General features: G+C 67.0%; 20 protein-coding genes. 7 read left to right on the top strand and 13 right to left on the bottom strand.

Annotation, left to right across the window (positions count from 1 at the left end; translation table 11 throughout):
- Window positions 1–133 precede the first annotated feature (133 nt).
- On the bottom strand, window positions 134–1,375 hold the full coding sequence (locus tag BSG17_RS12330; protein WP_089824479.1) for a mandelate racemase/muconate lactonizing enzyme family protein: 1,242 nt from the start codon (window positions 1,373–1,375) through the stop codon (window positions 134–136).
- A gap of 68 nt (window positions 1,376–1,443) precedes the next feature.
- Complete coding sequence (locus tag BSG17_RS12325) at window positions 1,444–1,803, bottom strand: DUF5658 family protein (protein ID WP_089824477.1); 360 nt, start codon at window positions 1,801–1,803, stop codon at window positions 1,444–1,446.
- On the opposite strand from BSG17_RS12325, the gene BSG17_RS25995 reads away from it, so the two are divergent.
- Complete coding sequence (locus BSG17_RS25995; RefSeq protein WP_139246599.1) at window positions 1,797–2,591, top strand: hypothetical protein; 795 nt, start codon at window positions 1,797–1,799, stop codon at window positions 2,589–2,591. The genes BSG17_RS12325 and BSG17_RS25995 overlap by 7 nt on opposite strands.
- Before the next feature lie 9 nt (window positions 2,592–2,600).
- On the opposite strand, the gene BSG17_RS12315 is transcribed toward BSG17_RS25995, so the two are convergent.
- From BSG17_RS12315 to BSG17_RS12295, 5 genes are all read right to left on the bottom strand, one after another.
- Window positions 2,601–3,086, bottom strand: coding sequence for a luciferase domain-containing protein (locus BSG17_RS12315; protein WP_089824473.1), 486 nt, complete (start codon window positions 3,084–3,086; stop codon window positions 2,601–2,603).
- Window positions 3,087–3,199: 113 nt separating this feature from the next.
- Entirely contained in the window at window positions 3,200–3,526 is a 327-nt protein-coding gene (locus BSG17_RS12310; protein WP_139246598.1) for a DUF5305 family protein, read from the bottom strand.
- 107 nt (window positions 3,527–3,633) lie between these two features.
- Complete coding sequence (locus BSG17_RS12305; RefSeq protein WP_089824469.1) at window positions 3,634–4,890, bottom strand: HAD family hydrolase; 1,257 nt, start codon at window positions 4,888–4,890, stop codon at window positions 3,634–3,636.
- A 57-nt stretch (window positions 4,891–4,947) separates the two neighbouring features.
- Window positions 4,948–6,060 (bottom strand): o-succinylbenzoate synthase, encoded by a 1,113-nt coding sequence (locus BSG17_RS12300; protein WP_089824467.1) that lies wholly within the window; start codon window positions 6,058–6,060, stop codon window positions 4,948–4,950.
- Complete coding sequence (locus BSG17_RS12295) at window positions 6,061–6,996, bottom strand: 1,4-dihydroxy-2-naphthoate polyprenyltransferase (RefSeq protein ID WP_089824465.1); 936 nt, start codon at window positions 6,994–6,996, stop codon at window positions 6,061–6,063.
- A gap of 151 nt (window positions 6,997–7,147) precedes the next feature.
- Here BSG17_RS12295 and BSG17_RS12290 point away from each other — a divergent pair, with 151 nt between their 5' ends.
- Window positions 7,148–7,351 (top strand): DUF4177 domain-containing protein, encoded by a 204-nt coding sequence (locus BSG17_RS12290; protein WP_089824463.1) that lies wholly within the window; start codon window positions 7,148–7,150, stop codon window positions 7,349–7,351.
- A gap of 144 nt (window positions 7,352–7,495) precedes the next feature.
- Here BSG17_RS12290 and BSG17_RS12285 read toward each other — a convergent pair whose 3' ends face one another.
- The 5 genes from BSG17_RS12285 to BSG17_RS12265 all read right to left on the bottom strand — a co-directional run bounded on the left by BSG17_RS12285 (window position 7,496) and on the right by BSG17_RS12265 (window position 12,428).
- On the bottom strand, window positions 7,496–8,410 hold the full coding sequence (locus BSG17_RS12285; protein ID WP_089824462.1) for a 1,4-dihydroxy-2-naphthoyl-CoA synthase: 915 nt from the start codon (window positions 8,408–8,410) through the stop codon (window positions 7,496–7,498).
- Between the two features lie 100 nt (window positions 8,411–8,510).
- Complete coding sequence (locus tag BSG17_RS12280; RefSeq protein ID WP_089824460.1) at window positions 8,511–8,993, bottom strand: DUF8215 family protein; 483 nt, start codon at window positions 8,991–8,993, stop codon at window positions 8,511–8,513.
- Window positions 8,994–9,041: 48 nt separating this feature from the next.
- Window positions 9,042–9,536: a hypothetical protein gene (locus tag BSG17_RS12275; protein ID WP_089824458.1), complete on the bottom strand. Its 495-nt coding sequence runs from the start codon at window positions 9,534–9,536 to the stop codon at window positions 9,042–9,044.
- A gap of 57 nt (window positions 9,537–9,593) precedes the next feature.
- Complete coding sequence (gene menD, locus BSG17_RS12270) at window positions 9,594–11,351, bottom strand: 2-succinyl-5-enolpyruvyl-6-hydroxy-3-cyclohexene-1-carboxylic-acid synthase (protein ID WP_089824712.1); 1,758 nt, start codon at window positions 11,349–11,351, stop codon at window positions 9,594–9,596.
- A 123-nt stretch (window positions 11,352–11,474) separates the two neighbouring features.
- Window positions 11,475–12,428 (bottom strand): NAD(P)H-binding protein, encoded by a 954-nt coding sequence (locus tag BSG17_RS12265; protein WP_089824455.1) that lies wholly within the window; start codon window positions 12,426–12,428, stop codon window positions 11,475–11,477.
- Window positions 12,429–12,540: 112 nt separating this feature from the next.
- Here BSG17_RS12265 and mce point away from each other — a divergent pair, with 112 nt between their 5' ends.
- The gene (gene mce / locus BSG17_RS12260; RefSeq protein WP_089824453.1) at window positions 12,541–12,924 is read left to right on the top strand and encodes a methylmalonyl-CoA epimerase; all 384 of its coding nucleotides are present in this window, start codon (window positions 12,541–12,543) and stop codon (window positions 12,922–12,924) included.
- 34 nt (window positions 12,925–12,958) lie between these two features.
- Here mce and BSG17_RS12255 read toward each other — a convergent pair whose 3' ends face one another.
- Window positions 12,959–14,344 carry an aryl-sulfate sulfotransferase gene (locus BSG17_RS12255; RefSeq protein WP_089824451.1) on the bottom strand — a complete coding sequence of 462 codons (1,386 nt, stop codon included), beginning with the start codon at window positions 14,342–14,344 and terminating at the stop codon, window positions 12,959–12,961.
- 102 nt (window positions 14,345–14,446) lie between these two features.
- On the opposite strand from BSG17_RS12255, the gene menE reads away from it, so the two are divergent.
- From menE to BSG17_RS12235, 4 genes are all read left to right on the top strand, one after another.
- A complete protein-coding gene (menE, locus tag BSG17_RS12250) occupies window positions 14,447–16,147 on the top strand; it encodes an o-succinylbenzoate--CoA ligase (RefSeq protein ID WP_089824449.1) in 1,701 nt (566 codons plus the stop codon).
- Window positions 16,148–16,181: 34 nt separating this feature from the next.
- Window positions 16,182–17,864 carry a long-chain fatty acid--CoA ligase gene (locus tag BSG17_RS12245; RefSeq protein WP_089824447.1) on the top strand — a complete coding sequence of 561 codons (1,683 nt, stop codon included), beginning with the start codon at window positions 16,182–16,184 and terminating at the stop codon, window positions 17,862–17,864.
- Between the two features lie 253 nt (window positions 17,865–18,117).
- Window positions 18,118–19,023, top strand: a complete 906-nt coding sequence (locus tag BSG17_RS12240) for a hypothetical protein (protein ID WP_089824444.1) — start codon at window positions 18,118–18,120, stop codon at window positions 19,021–19,023.
- A 106-nt stretch (window positions 19,024–19,129) separates the two neighbouring features.
- Entirely contained in the window at window positions 19,130–20,278 is a 1,149-nt protein-coding gene (locus BSG17_RS12235; RefSeq protein ID WP_089824442.1) for an acyl-CoA dehydrogenase family protein, read from the top strand.
- Window positions 20,279–20,309 lie beyond the last annotated feature (31 nt).

The raw sequence follows: 20,309 nt of genomic DNA, 5'->3' as shown, positions 1-20,309 counted from the left end.
GGATCGAAGAGAAACTCGCCGGTTCGACGTCGGCTTACGCCTCGTCGAACGGCGCAGCACTCCGTGCTGCGGGCGTGAGGAAGTTACGTTCGTCGAACAATGCTGAGCAAAGCTCAGCAAGTTTGACGTCGGCTTACGCCTCGTCAAACAACGTCTCGCCGTCGACCATGTTCTCTTCGAGGACGTCCATATCGACGGTCACACCGAGGCCGGGCTTCTCCGGCACCTCGATGTAACCGTCCTCGATGACGTCCTCCTCGACCAGGTCCTCCCACCAGCCGAGCTGGTAGCTGTGGTACTCGACGGCCAGCGAGTTCGGGATGGCCGTCCCGACGTGGGCGCTCGCCATCGTCGCGACCGGCGAGGCGACGTTGTGCATGGCGACAGGAACGTAGTAAGTGTCGGCCATGTCGGCGATCTTCCGCGTCTCGCGCATCCCGCCGACCTTCGGCATGTCGGGCGCGATAATGTCGACCGCCTGCTCTTCGAGGAGACGACGGTGACCGTGTTTGCGGTAGACGTTCTCACCGGCGGCGATCGGTGTGGTGGGTACCGACTGGGTGACCTCGCGCTGGACGTCGTGGTTCTCCGGCGGGACGGGGTCCTCGAGCCACCAGACGTCGTAGTCGGCGATGGCGGCGGAGAGTCGCTTCGCGCTGCCGCCGGAGAACGTCCAGTGGCAGTCGAAGGCGACGTCGGCCTTGTCCTTCACGCGCTCGGTGACGGCCTCGACGATCTCGGCCTTGTGGCGGATCTCGGAGTCTCGGAGGTGGCGGTTCGCGCGGTCCTTCTCGTGGCCCGAGGGGACGTCGAGGTCGAACTTCAGGGCGTCGTAACCGAGTTCGTCGACGACGCGCTCGGCCTCGTCGGCGCAGGCCTGCGGGTCGGCCTCGTCTGCAGTGTGACAGTCACAGTAGACGCGCACCTTGTCGCGGTACTTCCCACCGAGCAGCTGGTAGGCGGGGACGTCGAGGATCTTCCCCGCGGTGTCGTGCAGCGCGACCTCGATACCCGAGATGGCGGTGACGGTGACGCCCTGCAGCGAGCCCTCGCCGGACATCTTCTGGACGAGATGCTCGAACAGGCGGTCGATGTCCAGCGGGTTCTCGCCGATCAGGAACGGCTTCATCCGCTCGATGAGCTCCGGGACGCCGGCTCCCCAGTAGGCCTCGCCGGTGCCGACGACACCGGCGTCGGTGTAGATCCGGACGAGCGTCCACGGGAAGTTCCCGTCGACCATCGTCGTCTGAACGTCTGTGATCTCGACGTCGCGACCGCCGCTGCGCTTCGCGGCGACGCCCATCGTCTCCGACGAGAGTTCTCGCATCGTATACTCCGCGTTCGGATCGTGGAGCTCTGCGTAGTTGCGGCTCATATGCGCTAATTTACTCGACGCAAAGTAAAACTTTGGAGACGGGCGAGTCGGGCGTTGCCGCCCGAAGCTCACCCCAGCAAGAGTCGGAGGTTGTACACGGTGAAGAACGCCCCGACGAACGTTAACAGTACCGGCGGGAGATAGTACAGCAGTCGGTCGGCGTCGTCCGCACCGAGGAGGCTGACGCCGATGCAGACGAAGAAGGCGACGAGCTTCAGTCCGACGAGTCCCGCCTGTCCGTAGACGTCGACGACGGACGCCAACAACGCGTTGCCCTCCGCGACGCGCGTACCGAACTGGATGATGGCGATAGTGGTGACGACGTCGCCGACGCCGTAGGTCGCGGTTGCGGCGAACCACAGTCGGGTGAACTCGCGTTCTTCGAACGGCGTCTCCGCCAGAGTGAGAGAGACTCCTCGCGTTGGCACAGACGAAACAGGGGCTGCTCGCGCTGCTCGTCGCGTCGACCGTCCTCCTCGGGGCCGGATTCGGATTTCTCGCTCCGACGGACGACGGACCGTCGACAGAGAGAGTAGCGTCGCCGCCGTCGACCGATGGTACGGGAACGGCAGACAACCCCCGGACCGACAGTGTCGGAGACGACGAGTCGGAGGGGACGCCCGCCGGGGAGTCGACTCCGGTCTCGACTCCGACGCCGACCGACTCTCGAACCGACGGTGGAGCGAACGATGCCGACGACCAATCGGCCGCCAACAGCGGCGGTAACCGCGGCAACCGTGGGAGCGACGGTCGGACGCTAGATCTTCGGCTCGGCCTGCAGAGCGGGCAGACGATCCTCGGCGTCGAGAACGCCGTCCCCGGTCAGACAGGCGAGAGTGTCGTCTCCGTTCGCAACGCCGGATCACTGGACGGTCGACTGGCCGCGTCGGTCAGCGTGGTCGACCAAGCGGAGAACGGCTTGACGGACCCCGAGCGACGCGTCGACGCCAGTCCCGACCGGGGTGAACTCGGCGAGTGGCTCGAACTCCGCGTGTCGGTTCCCGACGACGACGAGGGTCGGACGTACCTCCTCGGGAGTGCGGACGACTACGTCGCCCCGGCGGACGTCGGCGACGGCTCGGAGACGACCGTCTCGCTGTCGAGTCGCGAGCACCGCGAGCTGCTCGTCGAGTGGTGTCTCCCCGCCGGGGCAGGCAACGAGATACAGAGCGACAGCGTCCGGTTGGAGTTCGAGTTCTCTCTCGTTCAACGGTAGCGACGGAAGTCAGACGGTTTCGCTTTCGACGACATCGACGCTCCGCGTCGGATGCTCTGCCGCTGGCGTTCGCTCCCGTGTCAACGCCCACAGACTCGTCGACAGTCCGAGTCGCGCGAACTCGTCGTCGACGTCGACTGCGGACGTCGCGGCGTGCTCGTCGGAGTCGGAACACTCGCTCAGCCGACACAGATACGCGAACCGAAGCAGCCAGAGGGCGTCGGCGACGTCCTCGCCGGTACGGACCCGTACGGAGACCCACGACGAACGGGGGTCGGTGCGGTGGCGGTCGGCGCGTCCCTCGGTCAACAGTTGATCGCGGATCGCAGGGCTGAACGCGAGGTCGACGACGCCGACCTCGTGGACGACACCGAGCGTCGAACCCGCGACTCGCAGTTCGACACTGTCCTCGGAGTTGATCGTCTGGACATCCGGCCAGTCATCGACTCGGCGAACGATGTACTCGGGGAACTCTGCGACCTTCGCACTGAACATCTTCCTTCTGTCCTCCCTCTCCGTTCGTAGAGGATACGCGCGTGAACACGATAATCGTGTCGTATGCTACCTCGGATCACGACCGTCGGACGCTCACGCTCGGGTCGGTCCGATCAGTCGTCGCCTGGGTCGGCCTGCTCCGCCGTCGATCCGCCGTTCGTCGACCCGCTCGTCACGTCTCCCGTCGACGCCGGACGCTCGTCCGCTCGGACGCCGCCTGGAACGCTCGGCGGTTCGTAGGTGACCAGGCACTCGTCGGTGACGACGAAAAAGGAGTCTCCGGCCGGCGACTCGACGACTCCGGTGTTGGCGTCGATCGCGAAGTCGACGAGATCGGAGAGCGACTCGGCCTCCGCACGCGGACGATCGAGTGTCTCCGGCGGGTTCGAGGCGACCGTCACCCGAGACGTGGTCCCGAGCACGGGCTGTTCCCTCGGCATCGAGTCCGAATAGAGACCAGCAGCGACGACGACTGAGTAAGACGTCCAACGACTCCGTTGTATCCCTCTCCTTGGGCGTCGCGGAGATCCGTCCGTTGTCTCGACGCTCAGCCGAGTTTCGCGAGCAGGTTGAGCACGTAGATCGTCCGGAGCATCTCGGCGGACTTCCCGCGGTCGAAGACGAGTTCGTCGGTGTCCATCACGTGGTCGAGCACGTCCCGTGAGGCGTGGTCCGGAGCGGCGGCGATGCCGTAGTCGTGTTCGGCGGCCCACTCCATCACCCGCAGGTCGGACTTGCTGTCGCCCATAACCACGACGAACGGGTCCTCGACGTCGAGAACGTCAAGTGCGGCCTCGACGCCGGCGACCTTGTTGAGTTCGAGCGACCCGATCTCGGCCGCGTCGGCGTGGTAGTAGGCGACGTCGATGCGGTCGAACAGTGCGCGGACCTCGTGTGGGACGTCCGCGACGTCGGCTTCGGCGACCTCACCCTCCGACTCGAGCACCTCGCGGATCTCCGGGTCGGCGTCGGCGTAGTACGCCCGCACCCACTCCCGAGCGTCGTCGACGGCGACGTCGCCGTTGGCGGTTTCGACGTCGGCGATCGCCTCCGCGAGGAGGTCGATGAGGTAGACGAGTCCCTCGTCGATGACCGTCTCGGCCTTCGAGGAGCCGATGTCGAAGTTGGGCTTGAGCGTGATGTTGAACTCGTTGCCCTGGAGGTGAACCCCTCGTCGCAGGTCGTCTGAAGCGTCGGATAACACTCGCGAGCGGATCTCGTCGAACACGTCGCGGATCTCGACGTCCAGCCCCTCGTAGAGCAACTGCTTGGTCTGCGAGCCGTGTCCGGGCGTAAACACGCCCGTCCCGGCCTCGTAGACGATGCTCACGTCGCCGGAATGAACCAGTTCGTTGCCGAGCCCCTGGATGGCGAACCCCTTGACGTTCTCCAGCGTCTGCCCGGTACAGATGACGATGGGGACGCCGCGTTCGTGGAACTCGGTGAGCACGTGCAGCGTCTCTCGGGGGATCTCGTTGTCGGTGCTCCCGGCTGACCGGAGAGTCTCGTCAACGTCGAGGACGAGCGCGTTGACCGCGCAGCCGTACTTCGAGTAGAGGTCCTGTGCCCTGAACGCCTGTTCGCGGTTGGCTCGCGCGGCTACCTCGGCGAAGGTGCCGCCCGTCGCGAACCCCTCTCGGATCTCGTCTTTCCGTTCTTCCAGCTCGTCGCTCGCGTCCTGCCAGTGTTCGAGTGCGACCCGCGAGTCGACCGGCGGGAACACGTCGACGAAGTCCTGATACTCCCGGAGTGTCTGGGTGTCGAACTCGTCGTACAGTCGGTAGAGAAGGTCGTACCGCTCCATAGCCGAGAAGGACGGTGCGTCGGGATAAACCCGACGGGGAGCGCAATTTGTGGCGACTCACTCCCGTCGGAGCAGCGAGTCGAACGCGTCGCCCGCGAGTCCGGGCCCCTGCGGAACCGAGACGGAGCCGTCGACGACGGGGCAGGGGTCGTCCGCGAGGTCGTCGGCGAGCAGGTCGGCCGTCGCTAGCCCACACGCAGGGACGTCCGGCACTGCGGCGGCGACGTGAACCGCGGCGGTACGGGCGACGACGGCGTCGACGGTCGTAGTGACGACGGGGGTGACGCCCTGCGACCGGAGGTGTCGGGCGAGCTCGACCGTCGCCCGCGGCCCGCCCTGGGCCATCGGTTTGAGGACGATTACGTCGGCGTAGTCGGCGATGGGACGGGGCCACTCGCTCTCGCTCGCCCCGTTGATCGACTCGTCGAGGGCGACGTCGACGCCGCGGCCGCGGAGGTCGGCGTGGCCCGCGAGATCGTCGGCCGCGAGCGGCTGTTCGACGTACGCGAAGTCGAGCGTCGCCAGCACGTCGACGACTCGGTCGGCCTCCTCGCGCGTCCACGCCCCGTTCGCGTCGGCCCGGAGCGTCACCTCGTCGCCGACGGCCTCGCGGACGGCGCGGAGTCGGTCGAGGTCGGCGTCGACGTCGCGCGCGCCGACCTTCAGTTTGAGACAGTCGAAGCCGTCGGTGACCGCGGCTTCGGCGGCCGTGACGGTCTCCTCGACCGACCCGTCACCGACGGTCCCGTTGACGGGGACGATCTCGGCCGGGTCGTCCGTTGCGGCCGGAGTCGCGAGGTACTCGGCCAGCGGGACGTCGGCCGCCCGTGCCGCCGCGTCGGTCGCCGCGAGCGTGACGCCGTGGCGGGCGGCCGGGCCGAGACCGTCGAGCAGGCCGCCGCTGTCGCCCGTGTGGTCTTCGTCCCCGTCACCGCCTTCGTCTCTATCCTCCTCCTCGGACAGCGCTCGGAGCGATGCGGCACAGTCGTCGTAGGACTCGGTCCACGGTGTGAGCGGCGCAGCCTCGCCGACGCCACGGACACGGCTGCCGTCGGCGCGCTCGCGTTCGACGCCGACGAGCAGGCCGCGACGCTCGGTGATCTCGCCCTTCGCGGTTCCGAGCGGTGTCCGGAGGTCGAGTGCGAACTCCCGGAGGTCGAGTGCGTCCATTCAGACCCCCATCCCGACGGCGAACAGCAGCGCGTGGAGCGCGAGCAGTTGGCCGGTCTGTTCGAGTGCGGGGTTGAGCGCCTCGCCGTCGGTCCGGGTGGCGACCGTCTTCGCGACCTTCGCCGCGAGCGGCAGCGACATGAACGGGAGGAGCACCGTCCAGTCGAACTGGTCGCTCACCCAGAAGTACAGCGGGACGGCGTAGGCGAGCGCGAGCAGACCCACGTATTGGACGCGACTGAACGTGTATCCGAAGCGCACCGCGAGCGTGCGCTTGCCGGTCTTGGTGTCCTCCTCCTTGTCGCGGACGTTGTTGACGACGAGGATGTTCGTGGAGAGCGCGGCGACGGGGAGACTGGCGACGACCGCGACGAGCGGGAGCGTCTCCGGCGGGACGCCGACCGGGAACGGGTCGGCGAGCACCGAGGCGGCCTGCACGTAGTAGGTTCCGGCGACGGCGACGACGCCGAAGAAGACGAAGACGAACAGGTCGCCGAGACCGTGGTAGCCCAGCGGGTACGGGCCACCGGTGTAGGCGATGCCGCTGGCGACGGACAGTAGCCCGATCACGAGGATGGGGACGCCGCCGACGTAGACCAAGTAACTCCCCACGACGATGGCCGCGAGGAAGGTGAGATACATCGCCTGCTTCACCTCGCTCGCCTCGATGAGCCCCGAGGAGGTGACGCGGGTGAACCCCTGTCGATCCTCGGTGTCGGCTCCCTGTACGGCGTCGTAGTAGTCGTTCGCGAAGTTCGTGCCGACCTGGATCAGCGCCGCGCCGACGAACGCCGCCAGTGCCGGCAGGAAGGCGAACACGTCGTCGTGCAGCGCGAGACCGACGCCGACGACGACGGGTGCGGCGGCCGCCGGCAACGTCTGCGGCCGGGCGGCCATCACCCACGCCTTCGTCCGGGAGATCTCCTGCGTACTCATTACACGACAGTCAGGGCGGCGTCGCTGTGAAGGTTCGGTTATCTGCCGGGGCCGACTGTCGCTCGTTCGTCGCGTCTACCCTGAACCCGTTCCATTCCGATTCGTCCCGTTCCCCGGAAGATACTCGCGTCGCCGGTTCGACCACTCGCGTATGCCACAGTGGGAGTACAAGATCGTCAGTCTGGAGCGTGGCGGACTGTTCGGTGCCAGCGAAGGCGTGTCCGAGGAACTACTGAATCGACTCGGCGAGGACGACTGGGAGTTGGCGGCGTCGCTCACGGGATCGGAGACGGGACTCGGCGGCCGACCCAAGAGTCGGACGAGCGCGCTCGTGTTCAAGCGGCCGAAGGAGTGAGTGGGTTGCGGTAGCCCTCCAGCACGCTGTACCGCGCCGAGTGCAACGAGGTGCGGGGCGGTCTTTTTGCTCGAGCTTTTTCAAGGAGTGGTGCCCGCAGCGCACCGAAGGTGCGCGAGGACACCCGACGTAGAAAAAGGTCGTTTAGTAGTGCCAGGGGAACTTGTCGAACTCTGGCTCTCGCTTCTCCATGAAGGCGTCTCGACCCTCCTGAGCCTCCTCGGTCATGTATCCTAATCTCGTCGCCTCGCCGGCGAACACCTGCTGGCCGACCATCCCGTCGTCGATAGCGTTGAAGGAGTACTTGAGCATCCGCATCGCCATCGGCGACTTCGAGGTCATCTCGTCGGCCCACTCCAGGGCGACCTCCTCCAACTCCTCGTGCGGAATCGCCTCGTTGGCCATCCCCATGTCGACTGCTTCCTCTGCAGAGTAGGTCTTCCCCCGGAAGAAGATCTCCCGGGCCTTCTTCTGGCCGACCTGCCGGGCGAGGTAGGCAGAGCCGAACCCGCCGTCGAAGGAGGCGACGTCCGGGTCGGTCTGGAGGAACTTCGCGTGCTCCTCGGAGGCGAGCGTCAGGTCGCAGACGACGTGCAGCGAGTGGCCGCCGCCGACGGCCCACCCGGGGACGACGGCGACGACGGGTTTCGGCATGAACCGAATCAGGCGCTGGACTTCGAGGATGTGGAGACGCCCCGCTTTGGCCTCGCGGACCGCGGGGTCGTCGTCTTCGCTCGCCTCGTCGTCGTCGCGGTACTCGTAGCCCGACCCGCCACGGACGGACTGGTCGCCGCCGGAACAGAACGCCCAGCCGTCGTCTTTCGGGGACGGGCCGTTGCCGGTGAGGAGCACGCAGCCGACGTTCGCCTGCTTGCGGGCGTGGTCCAGCGCCGTGTAGAGTTCGTCGACCGTCCCCGGGCGGAAGGCGTTGCGCACCTCCGGGCGATCGAAGGCGATGCGAACGGCCGCGGTGTCGACCGCTCGGTGGTAGGTGACGTCGTCGAAGTCGAACGCCTCGACCGCCTCCCAGCGGTCGGGGTCGAAGAGGTCCGAAACCATGCTCGAAGGCGGGGTCGGAGCGCGCAAAAAGATTCCCGTCGGCCGGTTCCGCAACCCCGCCGTCGGCGGCGACGGTGCGAGAGGCCTCGGAGACGGACACTCACCCGTGTCGGACGTGCCCCAGCGCACGCGCGAGGTAGGGGAAGCCGACGACGGCGACGACGCCGACGAGGGCGGCGATGAGACTCGGGCCGAGGATGGGCTGTTCGACCCACGAGAAGCCGACGATCGGGTCGGCGAACAGCAGTCCGCCGAGCGCCAGTCCGGCCGCGAGTGCGACGTTGTAGACGACGAGTCGGACGAGGACGAGAAGTGGCGTCATCCCCGGCCACGGAAGACCGAGCGGGCGGTGACGCTGGATAGCGACGCCCAAGACCAGCGAGCAGAGTGCAGCGAGCAGGATGAACGTCACCTCGACGTCGCCGGTGAGAAACACCACGCCGAGTATCGGAATCGTGAATACGAGCACCTCGGCGGTCGCGTCGAACACGTCTTGGAGCCACTTGCTGAAGCTGCTTTCTTCCTTGCGCGGCCGGAGCTGTCGCTGTTCGGTCGAGAGGTCCGTCCCGCGGTTCGGCGGCATGGTCTCTCGTTGTCTCCTCTGGCACATAAACGCTCGTCGTTCGCCGTGTCACTCGTTCAGCAGCGGCCCGGTCGGACTCGTCAGCCACGCCGTCACGTAGAGCAGGAACACAGCGATGAACCCGAGGAGAATCTGTCCGGCGACGACGAGCGCATACACTAGAATGAGCACGGAGAGTACGACGACGACGATGGTTCGTGTTCGGCCGAGCGAGGCAGGATAGCCGTAGCGTGTGAGTATCGAGTGACCGTAGGCAACTGCGAAGATTGCGACGACGGCCAACAGACCGAGCAGTATCTGCCCGGCGACGAGAAACGAGTACGCGAGTACGACGACCGACAGTCCAGACGTCAGTGCGAGTCGTCGATTTCCCAGCGGTGGGATGGCGTCGGACTCACGGGCGTACGCGACGAGCCACGACACCAGAAAGACGAGCGTCGCGGCAACGACCCCGAGCAGTATCTGTCCGGCGACGACGACGGCGTACGCGAGGACGAGCGTTATCACCGTGCCGGTGGCGACTTTCCAGGCAGTGGAGGGCATCGTCGGGAGCGTCGGCGTGGCCCGCCAAAACTGTTCGCAACCCGACCGTTCGACTCGTTACTCGGTCAGCGCGTCGACGACCTGCTCCTGCAGCGACTCCCGCACGCGGTGGCTCGCCTCGGCGTCGCTCGTCACCTCGACGACGTGCGTCCCTTCGCTGGCGACGGCCTCGGCGTAGGTGTCGCGGAACCCTTCGACGTCGACGCGGGCGAACGCCATCCCGAAGAGGTCGCCCGTCGGTTCGAACTCCAGCCCGTGTGGCGTCTTGAACTGCCCCGTGAACGGCGGGTCGTAGTCCTCGATGGGGAGCATGTGGAAGATGCCGCCGCCGTCGTTGTTGACGACGACGATGGTGGCGTCCACGTCGCATCGACCGACCGCCAGGAGTCCAGAGAGGTCGTGGTAGTACGCGATGTCGCCCGTGACGAGCGTCAGGTCGTCCGTCGTCGCGCTCCCGGCGCCGAGCGCCGTCGAGGTGATGCCGTCGATGCCGCTGGCCCCGCGATTACCGAGAACAGTCAGATTCCGCGCGGCGGGGCGGGCGAAGCGGTCCACGTCGCGGACGGGCATACTGTTCGAGACGAAGACGGTGGAGGGTTCGGGGGCGACGGCGGCGACGTCTGCGAGCACACGACCCTCGAACGACTCGCCGTTCTCGACCGCGTCGTCGACGGCGTTCCAATGAGCTTCCTCGGCGGCCTGCCAGCGTTCGGTCCACGAAGCGTCCTTCGGGGCGCGGACGATCCGCGAGAGCGTCCCGGCGAGTCGCGAGGGGTCGGCGACGACGAGGTCGGTGGCGGCGTACTCGGCTTCCCGCCACTCGCCGGCGGGGTCGACGACCAACTGGCGGGCGTCGCTGCGGGCGAGATACTTTCGGAGCGGCTTGGAGGTCGGCGACGCCCCGAACCGGAACACGACCTCCGGGTCGGGCCACTCGTCGGTCACGCGCTCGTCGAGGTAGGCGTCGTAGCCGCCGAGCACCGTCGTCACGCGGTTGTGACCGCCGAAACGGAGTCCCGAGAGCGGGTCGGCGACGACGGGGAACCCCGTCGCGTGGGCGAGCGCCGTGATCGCCTCGTGGTCGACGCCGGGTGCGTCCGCGGGACCAGCGACGATCAGACCGCGTTCGACTTCGAGTTCCTCGGCGAGCCGTCGGAGACGGTCGTCGTCGAGTTCGGGGACGCCGCTCGTCGTCTTCACGTACTCGCGGTCGTCCTCCCGCCCGAGGACGGCCTCCGTGTCGAGGTCTGCCGGGACGTCGCCGGCGACGGGCGTCGGTTCCAGCGGTTTTCGGAACGGGAAGTTGAGATGCACCGGCCCCGAGGGCGTGCCCGTCGCCTCCGAGAGCGCCCGGTCGGCGGTGGTCCGGAGCATCCGCAGTTTCCGCTCCGTCGCCTCCGGTTCGGGCATATCCTTGTACCATCGGACGGCGTCGCCGTAGAGCTTCTCCTGGTCGATGGTCTGGTTGGCACCCGAGTCGCGGAGTTCCGGTGGTCGGTCGGCCGTCAGGAGCAGTAGCGGGACACGCGACTGGAACGCCTCGACGACGGCGGGGTGGAAGTTCGCCGCGGCCGTCCCCGAGGTACAGACCAGCGGCGTCACTTTCCCCGTCCGACGGGCGCGGCCGAGCGCGAAGAAGGCCGACGCTCGCTCGTCGAGATGCGAGAAGACGTGGACGTCGTCGTGTTCGTCGAACGCCGTCGTCAGCGGCGTCGACCGACTCCCGGGCGTGATACAGACGGCCGAGACGCCCGCCGTCGCCAGTTCGTCGACGAAGGTGCGAGCCCACAGGACGTTGCGGTTCGGCGCACTCATTGGTGGCCGGTTGGGAACGCGCGGTGAATACTCCTGCGGGTTCGACTCGCGAGCGACGTCAGGTGCGACGCGGTCGATCGACGTCCGACGTGACACCGTCACCCGCCAGCCGACGCGCTCGGTTCAGTCGCCGCTCTCGGAGCGGTCGAGACGCGCGAGTTTCTCGACTGCGCGTTCGGCGTCGTCCTCCGGGTTCGTCTCGTCGCCGAGCGCCCGCTCGATGGCCGTGTCGTACGGCGTCAACTCGATCGGGATCGCCGTTCGGACCGCGTCGTCGTCGGCGACGACTTCGTTCTTCAGCCCCTTGATGAGCGGGTAGGCGACCGAGTTCGGGACGTCGGTGACGAGACCGACCCAGTAGGCGGAGAGTTGCGGCGTCAACACCGGGACGGGGACGATAACCGCACTGCGCCCGGCGACGTCGGCGGTCTTGCCGAGGAGGTCGCCGTAGGTAAGCACCGCCTCGCCGCCGACGTCGTACGTCGTTCCGGCCGTCTCGGGCGTCTCCAGTGTCCCGACGAGATACGCGACGACGTCGGCGACGGCGATCGGCTGACAGTCGACGCGGACCCACTGCGGCGTCACCATCACCGGGAGGCGTGTCGCCAACTGCTCGACGATGTCGAAACTGGTGTTGCCGCTCCCGATGACGACCGCCGCCCGGAGCGTCGTCAGGTCGAACGACCCCTCCGAGAGTATCCGTTCGACCTCCCGCCGCGACTCGAGGTGATCCGAGAGGTCGACGCGGTCCTCGCCGAGTCCGCTGAGATACAGCACGCGATCGACGCCAGCCTCGCTCGCCGCGTGCTCGAAGTGGCGTGCGCCGCGGCGGTCCTGTTCGGCGAAGTCCTCGCTGGCGTCCATCGAGTGGATGAGGTAGTAGGCGGCGTCGACGTCCGAGAGTGCGTGCTCGAAGCTCCCCGCCTCGAGGACGTCGCCCTCGTAGACCTCGTCGGCCGCGCCGTCGTAGGAGTCGGCGTCGCGAGTCAACACGACGACCTCGTGACCGCGGTCGACGAGCGTCGGAACGAGACGACTCCCCACGAACCCGGTCGCACCGGTGACGAGCACACGCATCCTCGGGAAACAGGGTCCGTTCACGCAACTAGTTGATGGCCATCGTCGTCTCCGCGCACCGCCCCCGCTCGTATGTGTCACGTTTATACGTCCCACGCACCTCGTCCCGGTCATGCAGTTCGACCACGCCGGCGTCGCCACCGACGACGCCGCCGCACTCGCCGACCTGTTCGACGACCTGTTCGACGCACCCGTCGTCCACGAGGAGGAGTTCGACGGGATGACCGTCGTCTTCCTCGAACTCGACGGCGGCTACTTCGAGTTGCTCGAACCGCACGACGAGGGTGCCATCGCGACGTACCTCGACCGCAACGGCCCCGGTCTCCACCACGTCGCCCTCGCGACCGACGACATCGAGGCCGCACTCGACACCGCTCGCGACCTCGGCGTCGACCTCGTCGACGAGGAGCCCCGATCGGGCGCGTGGGGCCACGACGTCGCCTTCTTGCATCCGAAGTCGACCGGCGGCGTGCTCGTCGAGTTCGTCCAGCACTGACTGCCGGTTTCGAGCGTCGGGCCGTGAAGGGCGCTCACTCCTCCCGTCGAATCCGAAGCGGCCTGTGGATGCTCACCGACCACGGCAGCCAGTAGAGTTCGAGAAGGGCCCAGACGCCGAGAGTGCCGAGCAGTCCGAACAGCACCAGCGCCTCGGTGAACCCCATCCACGACGGGAGGACGAACCCGAGACCGAGGATGATCTCACCGGGGACGACGGCGTAGGCGATCGAGCGAAGCGAGAGACCACCACCGTTCTGGTCGGCCTCGTGTGACTGGAGGTCGGCGCTCGTCGCGCTCGGCCCACCGGTCGACTCGTCGCCTGTTCCGAGGCGTTCGGCCTCGTAGGGAAGGTTGACATCCAGCGTCCAGACGACCTCGCCCGACTCGTCGACCTCGACGACGCGGTCGCCGTTGGAGTCGGTGATCAGCGTGTGGCCGTCGGGGAGTCGGTCGCCGTCGCGCGGCCACTGGAGGACGGCGTCGCCGTACTGCCAGGACTGCTCCCACTCGCCGTCGACGCGCTGGTACTCGACGACCCGGTTGTTGTGCGAGTCGGCGACGACGACGGCGGGGCCGCCACGGGACTCTGGAATGTAGTCGGGGTTGTGCTGCTCGTAGAGGATACTGTAGTTGTCTTCCTCGCCGAGCGTCCAGTTCCGCTGGACGCCTTCGTCGGGGTCGACGAAGACCACTCTGTCCTGGTTGCGGAGACTGAGCATCAGTCGACCGTCGTCGAGCACCTCGACGTCGTTGATGTGCGTCCAGTCGGTCGGATACTCGCCGCCGGAACCGGTGGGAAAGTCGCTCTGAGCGTCCCACTGCCACTCGACGATGCCTGTCGTCGTGTCGACGACGAACGCCCGGTCCTCGGCGATGTCGGCGACGACGAGGCTGTCCTCTCCGTATCGATCGACGTCGTGCCAGCGGATAGACGGCTCGTTGCGGACGAGGTAGCTGTACACCTCGGTGGTCTCGCCGGTCGAGACGTTCGTCTCCAGCACGCGGTTCCGATAACAGCTCGTCGCAGCCTCGCACTCCTCGGCCGAGAGGTACTCCGCGGCGACGTACAGCACGGTCGACTCGGTCCCCTCGACGGGGTCGACGTCCCAGTAGCTCTGGTACGTGTCGTCGTAGTAGGCGACGGAGCCGTCGGCGGCGACGGCGACGAGTTCGCCTGGGCTGTCGCCGACGAACGCGTGGTGCCACCCCTGCCGGCCGAGTCCCTGTGTAGCGACCACGGTCGTGCCGTTCGCGGGTTCGGCGACCGGTTGGCCGCTCTCGACGCGCTCGGGGAACGTCGGTGGTGCCGTGACGTACGAGACGGCGAGGACGCCGACGGCGACGACGACCAGGAGCGCGAACGCGATGCGGAGAGGGCGGCGGGAGTCGAGGAGGGAACGAAGCCGGCGAGGTGGCATCTGTCGGTTGCTGGGCGAGGCGCGTGAAAGAAGCTACCGATGCGGCGACCGTGGGCTCTCGCGATGCAAAGAGAGTAGTTCCCCCGGCGAGAGTTCCGACCGATGAACGACTGGCTCTCCCACCGCGTGCGGGCCACGCCCGACGCGACGGCACTCGTCTCGGCCGAGACGGGCGACCGCTGGGACTACGCCGACCTCGACGCCGACGTCGCGAGCCTCGCGGCGCGACTGGCCGGTCTCGGAGTCGAAGCCGACGACCACGTCGGGATGCTGCTGTCGACCCGCGTCGAGGCGGTCAGCCTCGTCCACGCGGCGATGCGACTCGGCGCGACGCTCGTCCCACTCAACACCCGGCTGACGCCCGGCGAACTCGCCGAGCAGATGGAGACCGCCGACCTGACGACCGTCGTCTGCGGCGAGTCGACCGAACGACTCGCCGTCGAGGCGGTCGAGGCGGTCGCGGCGGCCGTCGGCGGCGACGACGACGACGTCTCCGAGGCTGACACTACCGTCGCCGACGAGTCGACCCACTCGATCCCGCTCGTCTCGCTCGACGACCCCCAGTGGGAGCGCGTCGCGTCGCTCGACGGGGCGAACCCCGGCGACGTCTCGCCCGCCGAGTGGGCCGACGACGACACGCTCGTCCTGCTTTTCACCTCGGGGACGACCGGCGACCCGAAGGCGGTCGTACTCACCTACGGCAACGTCTTCTCCAGCGCCGTCGCCTCGGCGTTCCACCTCGGCGTGCTCCCCGACGACCGCTGGCTCGTCCCGCTCTCGCTCTACCACATGGGCGGGCTGGCACCGCTCTACCGGTCGACGCTGTACGGGACGACGGTCGTCCTCCGCGGCGAGTTCGACCCCGGTGCGACCGCCGACGACATCAGTACGTACGACGTGACGGGCGTCTCGCTGGTGCCGACGATGCTCAAGCGGATGCTCGACAGTCGCGGGACGCTCTCGGACTCGCTTCGGTTCGTGCTCCTGGGCGGCGCACCCGCCTCCGAGGAACTCGTCACTCGTTGCCGTGACTACCACGTCCCGGTCTGTCCGACCTACGGGATGACCGAGACCGCCTCGCAGATCGCGACCGCCCGACCCGAGGAGGCCGTCGACCGTCTCGGCAGCGTCGGCCGTCCGCTCTTCGGGACGGACGTCGCCGTCGTCGACGAACTCGGCGATCCGGTCGAGACGGGTGAGCTCGGCGAGTTCGTCGTCTCGGGGCCGACCGTCTCGCCGGGCTACTACGACGACCCCGAGGCGACGGCCGCGGCGTTCGGCGAGCGCGGCCTCCACACCGGCGACGTGGGGTATCGCGACGAGGACGGCTGGCTGTACGTGCTCAACCGGAAGGACGACCGCATCATCACCGGCGGCGAGAACGTCGACCCCGGCGAGGTCGTCGACGCCCTGCGCGAACATCCCGCCGTCGAGGAGGCGGCGGTCGTCGGGCTCCCCGACGAGGAGTGGGGCGAGCGGGTGGCCGCGCTGGTCGTCACCTCGGACGCCGAGGTGACCGCCGACGAGGTCGAAGCCCACTGCCGGGAGCGACTCGCCGGCTACAAACTCCCGCGGCTGGTACGGTTCGCCGACGAACTCCCGCGAACCGCTTCGGGGACAGTCGAACGAAGCGTCGTCCGCGACCTGCTCGCAGCGCCCGACCGGGTCGACGTCGCAGACGCCGAAGCGGAGGCGACAAACGAGACCGACGCGACGGGCGACGCCGACGCGACGAGCGACCGCGACATCGACCCGGCGTCGAACGCGAGCGACGAATCGGGTGGCGACAGCGGATCGCAGTAGGAAAAATCATTACAGACGCGTTGCTTGTGTGGGTATGGCAGGCACGACAGACCAGACACTGCGGCCGCTTCTGTGGCGAGCGAGTCGACTCTTTCCCGACCGAGAGATCGTCTCGCGGACACACGAAGGCGTACAGCGATACACCTACGCGGAGTACGAACGACGCGTCGGTAAACTCGCCGACGCGCTCGCCGCCGCCGGCGTCTCGGAGGGCGACCGCGTCGCGACGTTCTCGTGGAACCACCACTGGCACTTCGAGACCTACTTCGCGGTGCCGAACATGGGCGCACAGCTGCACACGATCAACCCCCTACTCCCGGCACACCACATCCAGTACATCGTCGAGAACGCGAGCGACTCGGTGATCTTCGTCGATCCGTCGCTGCTCGAGAAACTGGAGGCCGCCGTCGCCGCCGAGGGTGGCGAGGAGGCGTTCGCCTCCGTCGACCAGTTCGTCGTCGTCGGCAGTTCGGTTCCCGACACGTCGCTGTCGCCGGTGACCGACTTCGAGTCGTTCGTCGACGGTCGGGAGGCGGACTACGACTGGCCCGAGGTCGACGAGGAGCAACCCGCGGGGATGTGTTACACCTCGGGGACGACGGGGAAACCGAAGGGCGTCGAGTACACCCAGCAGATGCTCTGGGCGCACACGATGGCGTCGCTGCCGCAGTCGGGACTCGACATCGGCGCGGACGACGTGGTGATGCCCGTCGTCCCGATGTTCCACGTCAACGCGTGGGGGATGCCGTTCTCGGCGACAGCAGCAGGAGCAAAACACGTCTACCCGGGGCCGGCCCCGAGTTCCGAGGACCTCGCGAAGCTCATCGAGGAGGAAGGCGTGACGCTCACCGCCGGCGTCCCAACCGTCTGGCTGGGGCTGCTCGACTATCTCGACGAGCACGACGCGGACCTCTCGTCGCTGGAGCGCATCGTCATCGGCGGCAGCGCGGCACCCCAGTCGGTCATCCGACGGTTCGACGAGGAGTACGACGTCGACGTCCTCCACGCGTGGGGGATGAGCGAGATGTCGCCGATCGGCACCGTCTCGCATCTCAAACCCGGCATGGAGGAGTTGAGCAAGGAAGAACAGTACGAAAAGCGGGCCAAACAGGGGCTGTTCGTCCCCGGTCTCGAGTACAAGGTGATCGGCGACGACGGCGAGGAGGTGCCGCAGAACGGCGAGGACTTCGGCGAGCTGTGGGTCCGCGGACCGTGGGTCGTCACGGAGTACTTCAAGCGTCCCGACGCCAACGAGGAAGACTTCGAGGACGCCCCGGGCGGGAAGTGGCTGAAGACCGGTGACGTCGTCACCATCGACCCCGACGGCTACATGGAACTGGTCGACCGCGCGAAGGACGTCATCAAGAGCGGCGGCGAGTGGATCTCCTCGGTCGAACTGGAGAACGCGCTGATGGCCCACGACGACGTCGCGGAGGCGACGGTCATCGGCGTCCCCCACGAACGCTGGCAGGAGCGGCCCGTCGCCTGCGTGGTGCCGAAGGAAGGCGTCGACGACGAGGGGTTGAGGGCCGACCTGCAGGAACTCGTCGCCGAGAAGTTCCCGAAGTGGTGGACGCCCGACGAGGTCGTGTTCATCGACGAGGTGCCGAAGACGGCAACTGGAAAGTTCGACAAGAAGGTGCTGCGCGACCAGTACGACGACGAGTCGCTGGTCGAGGGGAAGACGCCGGACGAAGCTGCACCGGGACAGGACTAGATCGGGTCTCTGGGGAGACACCGTGTCTCCTCACGAAGCGACGGACTGGTCGATAAGTGCCGGTTACTCGGGTTTTTACTCACTCTGTGGATTGTCTGGCGGCAATTGTTGAATGCCGTCCATCTCTTGTGGTGGAGTGTGTTCGACCCCGGCGAACGCCGAACCAGACCAAGTCGGACGCACTGCGCGATGTGGTGCGCTGGTCCGGTATAGTGTCGATGCCAGGTTCACGAACACAAGGGGATCTGATCGAATGCAATTCACTCGACGAAAGGCACTCTCGCTGATTGGCGGAACCGCAGTCGCTGGTGGCACCGGGTTCGCGACGCTCTCGGGCTCGGCTGCCGCACAGATGACCAGTACGCTCGACGCCGGAAACCCTGGAACCGTGACGACAGACGACGGGAACGTTACCGAGGTGTTCGTCAACCCGCGCGTCTACACGAAGTGGGAAGGGTTCGACGAGAAACCCGAAAAGGTCCGCTACATCCTCGAAGCGGGTATCGAAGGCCAGGGATTCAAACCAGTCTACCGTGAGACACCGTGGCTGTTCTCGGAGCGCGACGAGAACGGCAGTCCTATCCCCGAGTACGGAACGTCTGACCGCTACCCCGACACTGGCCGTGTTCCGCTCGCGACGAAAAACTCGGCGTTCTACGACATCAACGGTAACGGCGACTTCGTCGATCCGAACGACGGGTCGAAGCAGGTGCCACCGAAAGTCGTGCTCTACAAGGAAGGAATGGACGATTACTACGACGAGGCATCGGCCTACCCCGACGAAGCTCACTGGACGGGCGCGAGTCTCGGTTCGGACGCTGGGGGCTACGCCAACGGCAACTACGGCGTTGTCGGTGACACGACGGCACTCGACGCCGCGACGGACGGGAACTCGAAGTCGACGACCGTTCACCTGCGCCTGACGACGGTGCTGCTCAAAGAGCAGCCAACTTCAGACGGTGGGTACGAAAGCGTCTCGCTTATGCAGGACGAGTACCCGGCCTACAGCGGCGACGCCGGATATACGTACCAGCGCCTCCGCAACATCGCACCCGACAACCCCGGCGTGAGTGTCAGTACGACGTCGTTCGACGTCACCGCCGAGAACGAGGGTGCGGAGTCCGGGACGCACGGTGACGCGAACCCGGGCGTGAAGTAACGACACTCGACGACTCCGGCAGTTTCACAGCTTGGAACAATAAACTCGTTTTCCTGGACACAGAATTTCACTTGGTATTAAATCGTGTGGGTTCTACCCACGTTGCATGGACCTTCTCGACGACAGCGTCGTCCCCGAACACGCCCGTGACGTCAAACAGCAAGCCCGCGAGTTCGCGGCCGAGCACATCGAACCGAACGCAGAGGAGTACTACCGAACGGGCGAGTACCCGTGGGAGATCCTCGAGGCCGGGATGGACGCCGGACTCGTCGCCCAAGACATCAGCGAGGAGTACGGCGGGAAGGGGTACGACCTCGAACAGATCCTCGCCATCGCCGAGGAGTTCTACAAGGCCGACGCCGGCATCGCGCTGACCCTCCAGCTCGCGAGTTTCGGCTGTGAGATCGTCGAACAGTACGGGTCGGAGGAACAGAAGGAGGAGTACCTCCGCCCCGTCGCCGAGAACGAGCAGATCTCCGGTCTCGCCGTGTCGGAACCCGAGACGGGGTCGGACCTCGCCGGGATGACCACGACCGCCGAGAAGACCGACGAAGGGTGGGTGCTCAACGGCGAGAAGTACTGGATCGGCAACGGGGTCGAGGCCGACTGGGTCACCGTCTACGCGAAGACCGGCGACAAGGAGGACCGCTACTCCAACTACTCGATGTTCATCGTCGAGACCGACACCGAGGGATACGAGGCCGAACACATCCCCGAGAAGATGGGGATGCGCGCCTCCAAACAGGCTCACATCGTCTTCGACGACTGTGCCGTCCCGGAGGAGAACCTCATCGGGAGCGAGGGCGGCGGCTTCTACATGCTCGCGGACTTCTTCAACCACGGTCGCGTCGTCGTCGGCGGCCACGGCCTCGGCATGGCCGCCGCCGCCATCGAGGAGGCGTGGGCGTTCGTCCACGACCGCAGCGCCTTCGGTCGCGACGTCTCTGAGTTCCAGGCGGTCCAACACGACCTCGCCGACATGCTCATCGAGTTCGAGTCCGCCCGGGCGCTCAACTGGCGGGCCGCCGAGAAGGTCGCAGGCCACGACAACGCCGGCTACTGGGCGGCGCTCTGTAAGACCAAATCGACCGAGACGGCCGTCCAGTGTGCCGAACGCGGGATGCAACTCCACGGCGGCCGCTCGAACCTGACGGACCGCCGCATCGCCCGCGTCTACCGCGACGTGCGTATCCCAGTCATCTACGAGGGGACCAACGCGGTCCAGCGCAACCTCATCTACCGCCAGCGACAGTAGACGGCGGTAGACGACGACACCGACGCTTCTC

It is taken from the genome of Halogranum amylolyticum (assembly GCF_900110465.1).
In the GTDB taxonomy this organism is placed as follows: Archaea; Halobacteriota; Halobacteria; order Halobacteriales; family Haloferacaceae; genus Halogranum; species Halogranum amylolyticum.
This window is presented reverse-complemented; position numbering and strand designations above follow the sequence as displayed.

Coding starts and splice junctions, on each gene's coding strand:
- BSG17_RS12330 (WP_089824479.1), bottom strand. CDS start 1,375: ATGAGCCGCAACTACGCAGAGCTCCACGATCCGAACGCGGAGTATACG.
- BSG17_RS12315 (WP_089824473.1), bottom strand. CDS start 3,086: ATGTTCAGTGCGAAGGTCGCAGAGTTCCCCGAGTACATCGTTCGCCGA.
- BSG17_RS12310 (WP_139246598.1), bottom strand. CDS start 3,526: ATGCCGAGGGAACAGCCCGTGCTCGGGACCACGTCTCGGGTGACGGTC.
- BSG17_RS12305 (WP_089824469.1), bottom strand. CDS start 4,890: ATGGAGCGGTACGACCTTCTCTACCGACTGTACGACGAGTTCGACACC.
- BSG17_RS12300 (WP_089824467.1), bottom strand. CDS start 6,060: ATGGACGCACTCGACCTCCGGGAGTTCGCACTCGACCTCCGGACACCG.
- BSG17_RS12295 (WP_089824465.1), bottom strand. CDS start 6,996: ATGAGTACGCAGGAGATCTCCCGGACGAAGGCGTGGGTGATGGCCGCC.
- BSG17_RS12290 (WP_089824463.1), top strand. CDS start 7,148: ATGCCACAGTGGGAGTACAAGATCGTCAGTCTGGAGCGTGGCGGACTG.
- BSG17_RS12285 (WP_089824462.1), bottom strand. CDS start 8,410: ATGGTTTCGGACCTCTTCGACCCCGACCGCTGGGAGGCGGTCGAGGCG.
- BSG17_RS12280 (WP_089824460.1), bottom strand. CDS start 8,993: ATGCCGCCGAACCGCGGGACGGACCTCTCGACCGAACAGCGACAGCTC.
- BSG17_RS12275 (WP_089824458.1), bottom strand. CDS start 9,536: ATGCCCTCCACTGCCTGGAAAGTCGCCACCGGCACGGTGATAACGCTC.
- menD (WP_089824712.1), bottom strand. CDS start 11,351: ATGAGTGCGCCGAACCGCAACGTCCTGTGGGCTCGCACCTTCGTCGAC.
- BSG17_RS12265 (WP_089824455.1), bottom strand. CDS start 12,428: ATGCGTGTGCTCGTCACCGGTGCGACCGGGTTCGTGGGGAGTCGTCTC.
- mce (WP_089824453.1), top strand. CDS start 12,541: ATGCAGTTCGACCACGCCGGCGTCGCCACCGACGACGCCGCCGCACTC.
- BSG17_RS12255 (WP_089824451.1), bottom strand. CDS start 14,344: ATGCCACCTCGCCGGCTTCGTTCCCTCCTCGACTCCCGCCGCCCTCTC.
- menE (WP_089824449.1), top strand. CDS start 14,447: ATGAACGACTGGCTCTCCCACCGCGTGCGGGCCACGCCCGACGCGACG.
- BSG17_RS12245 (WP_089824447.1), top strand. CDS start 16,182: ATGGCAGGCACGACAGACCAGACACTGCGGCCGCTTCTGTGGCGAGCG.
- BSG17_RS12240 (WP_089824444.1), top strand. CDS start 18,118: ATGCAATTCACTCGACGAAAGGCACTCTCGCTGATTGGCGGAACCGCA.
- BSG17_RS12235 (WP_089824442.1), top strand. CDS start 19,130: ATGGACCTTCTCGACGACAGCGTCGTCCCCGAACACGCCCGTGACGTC.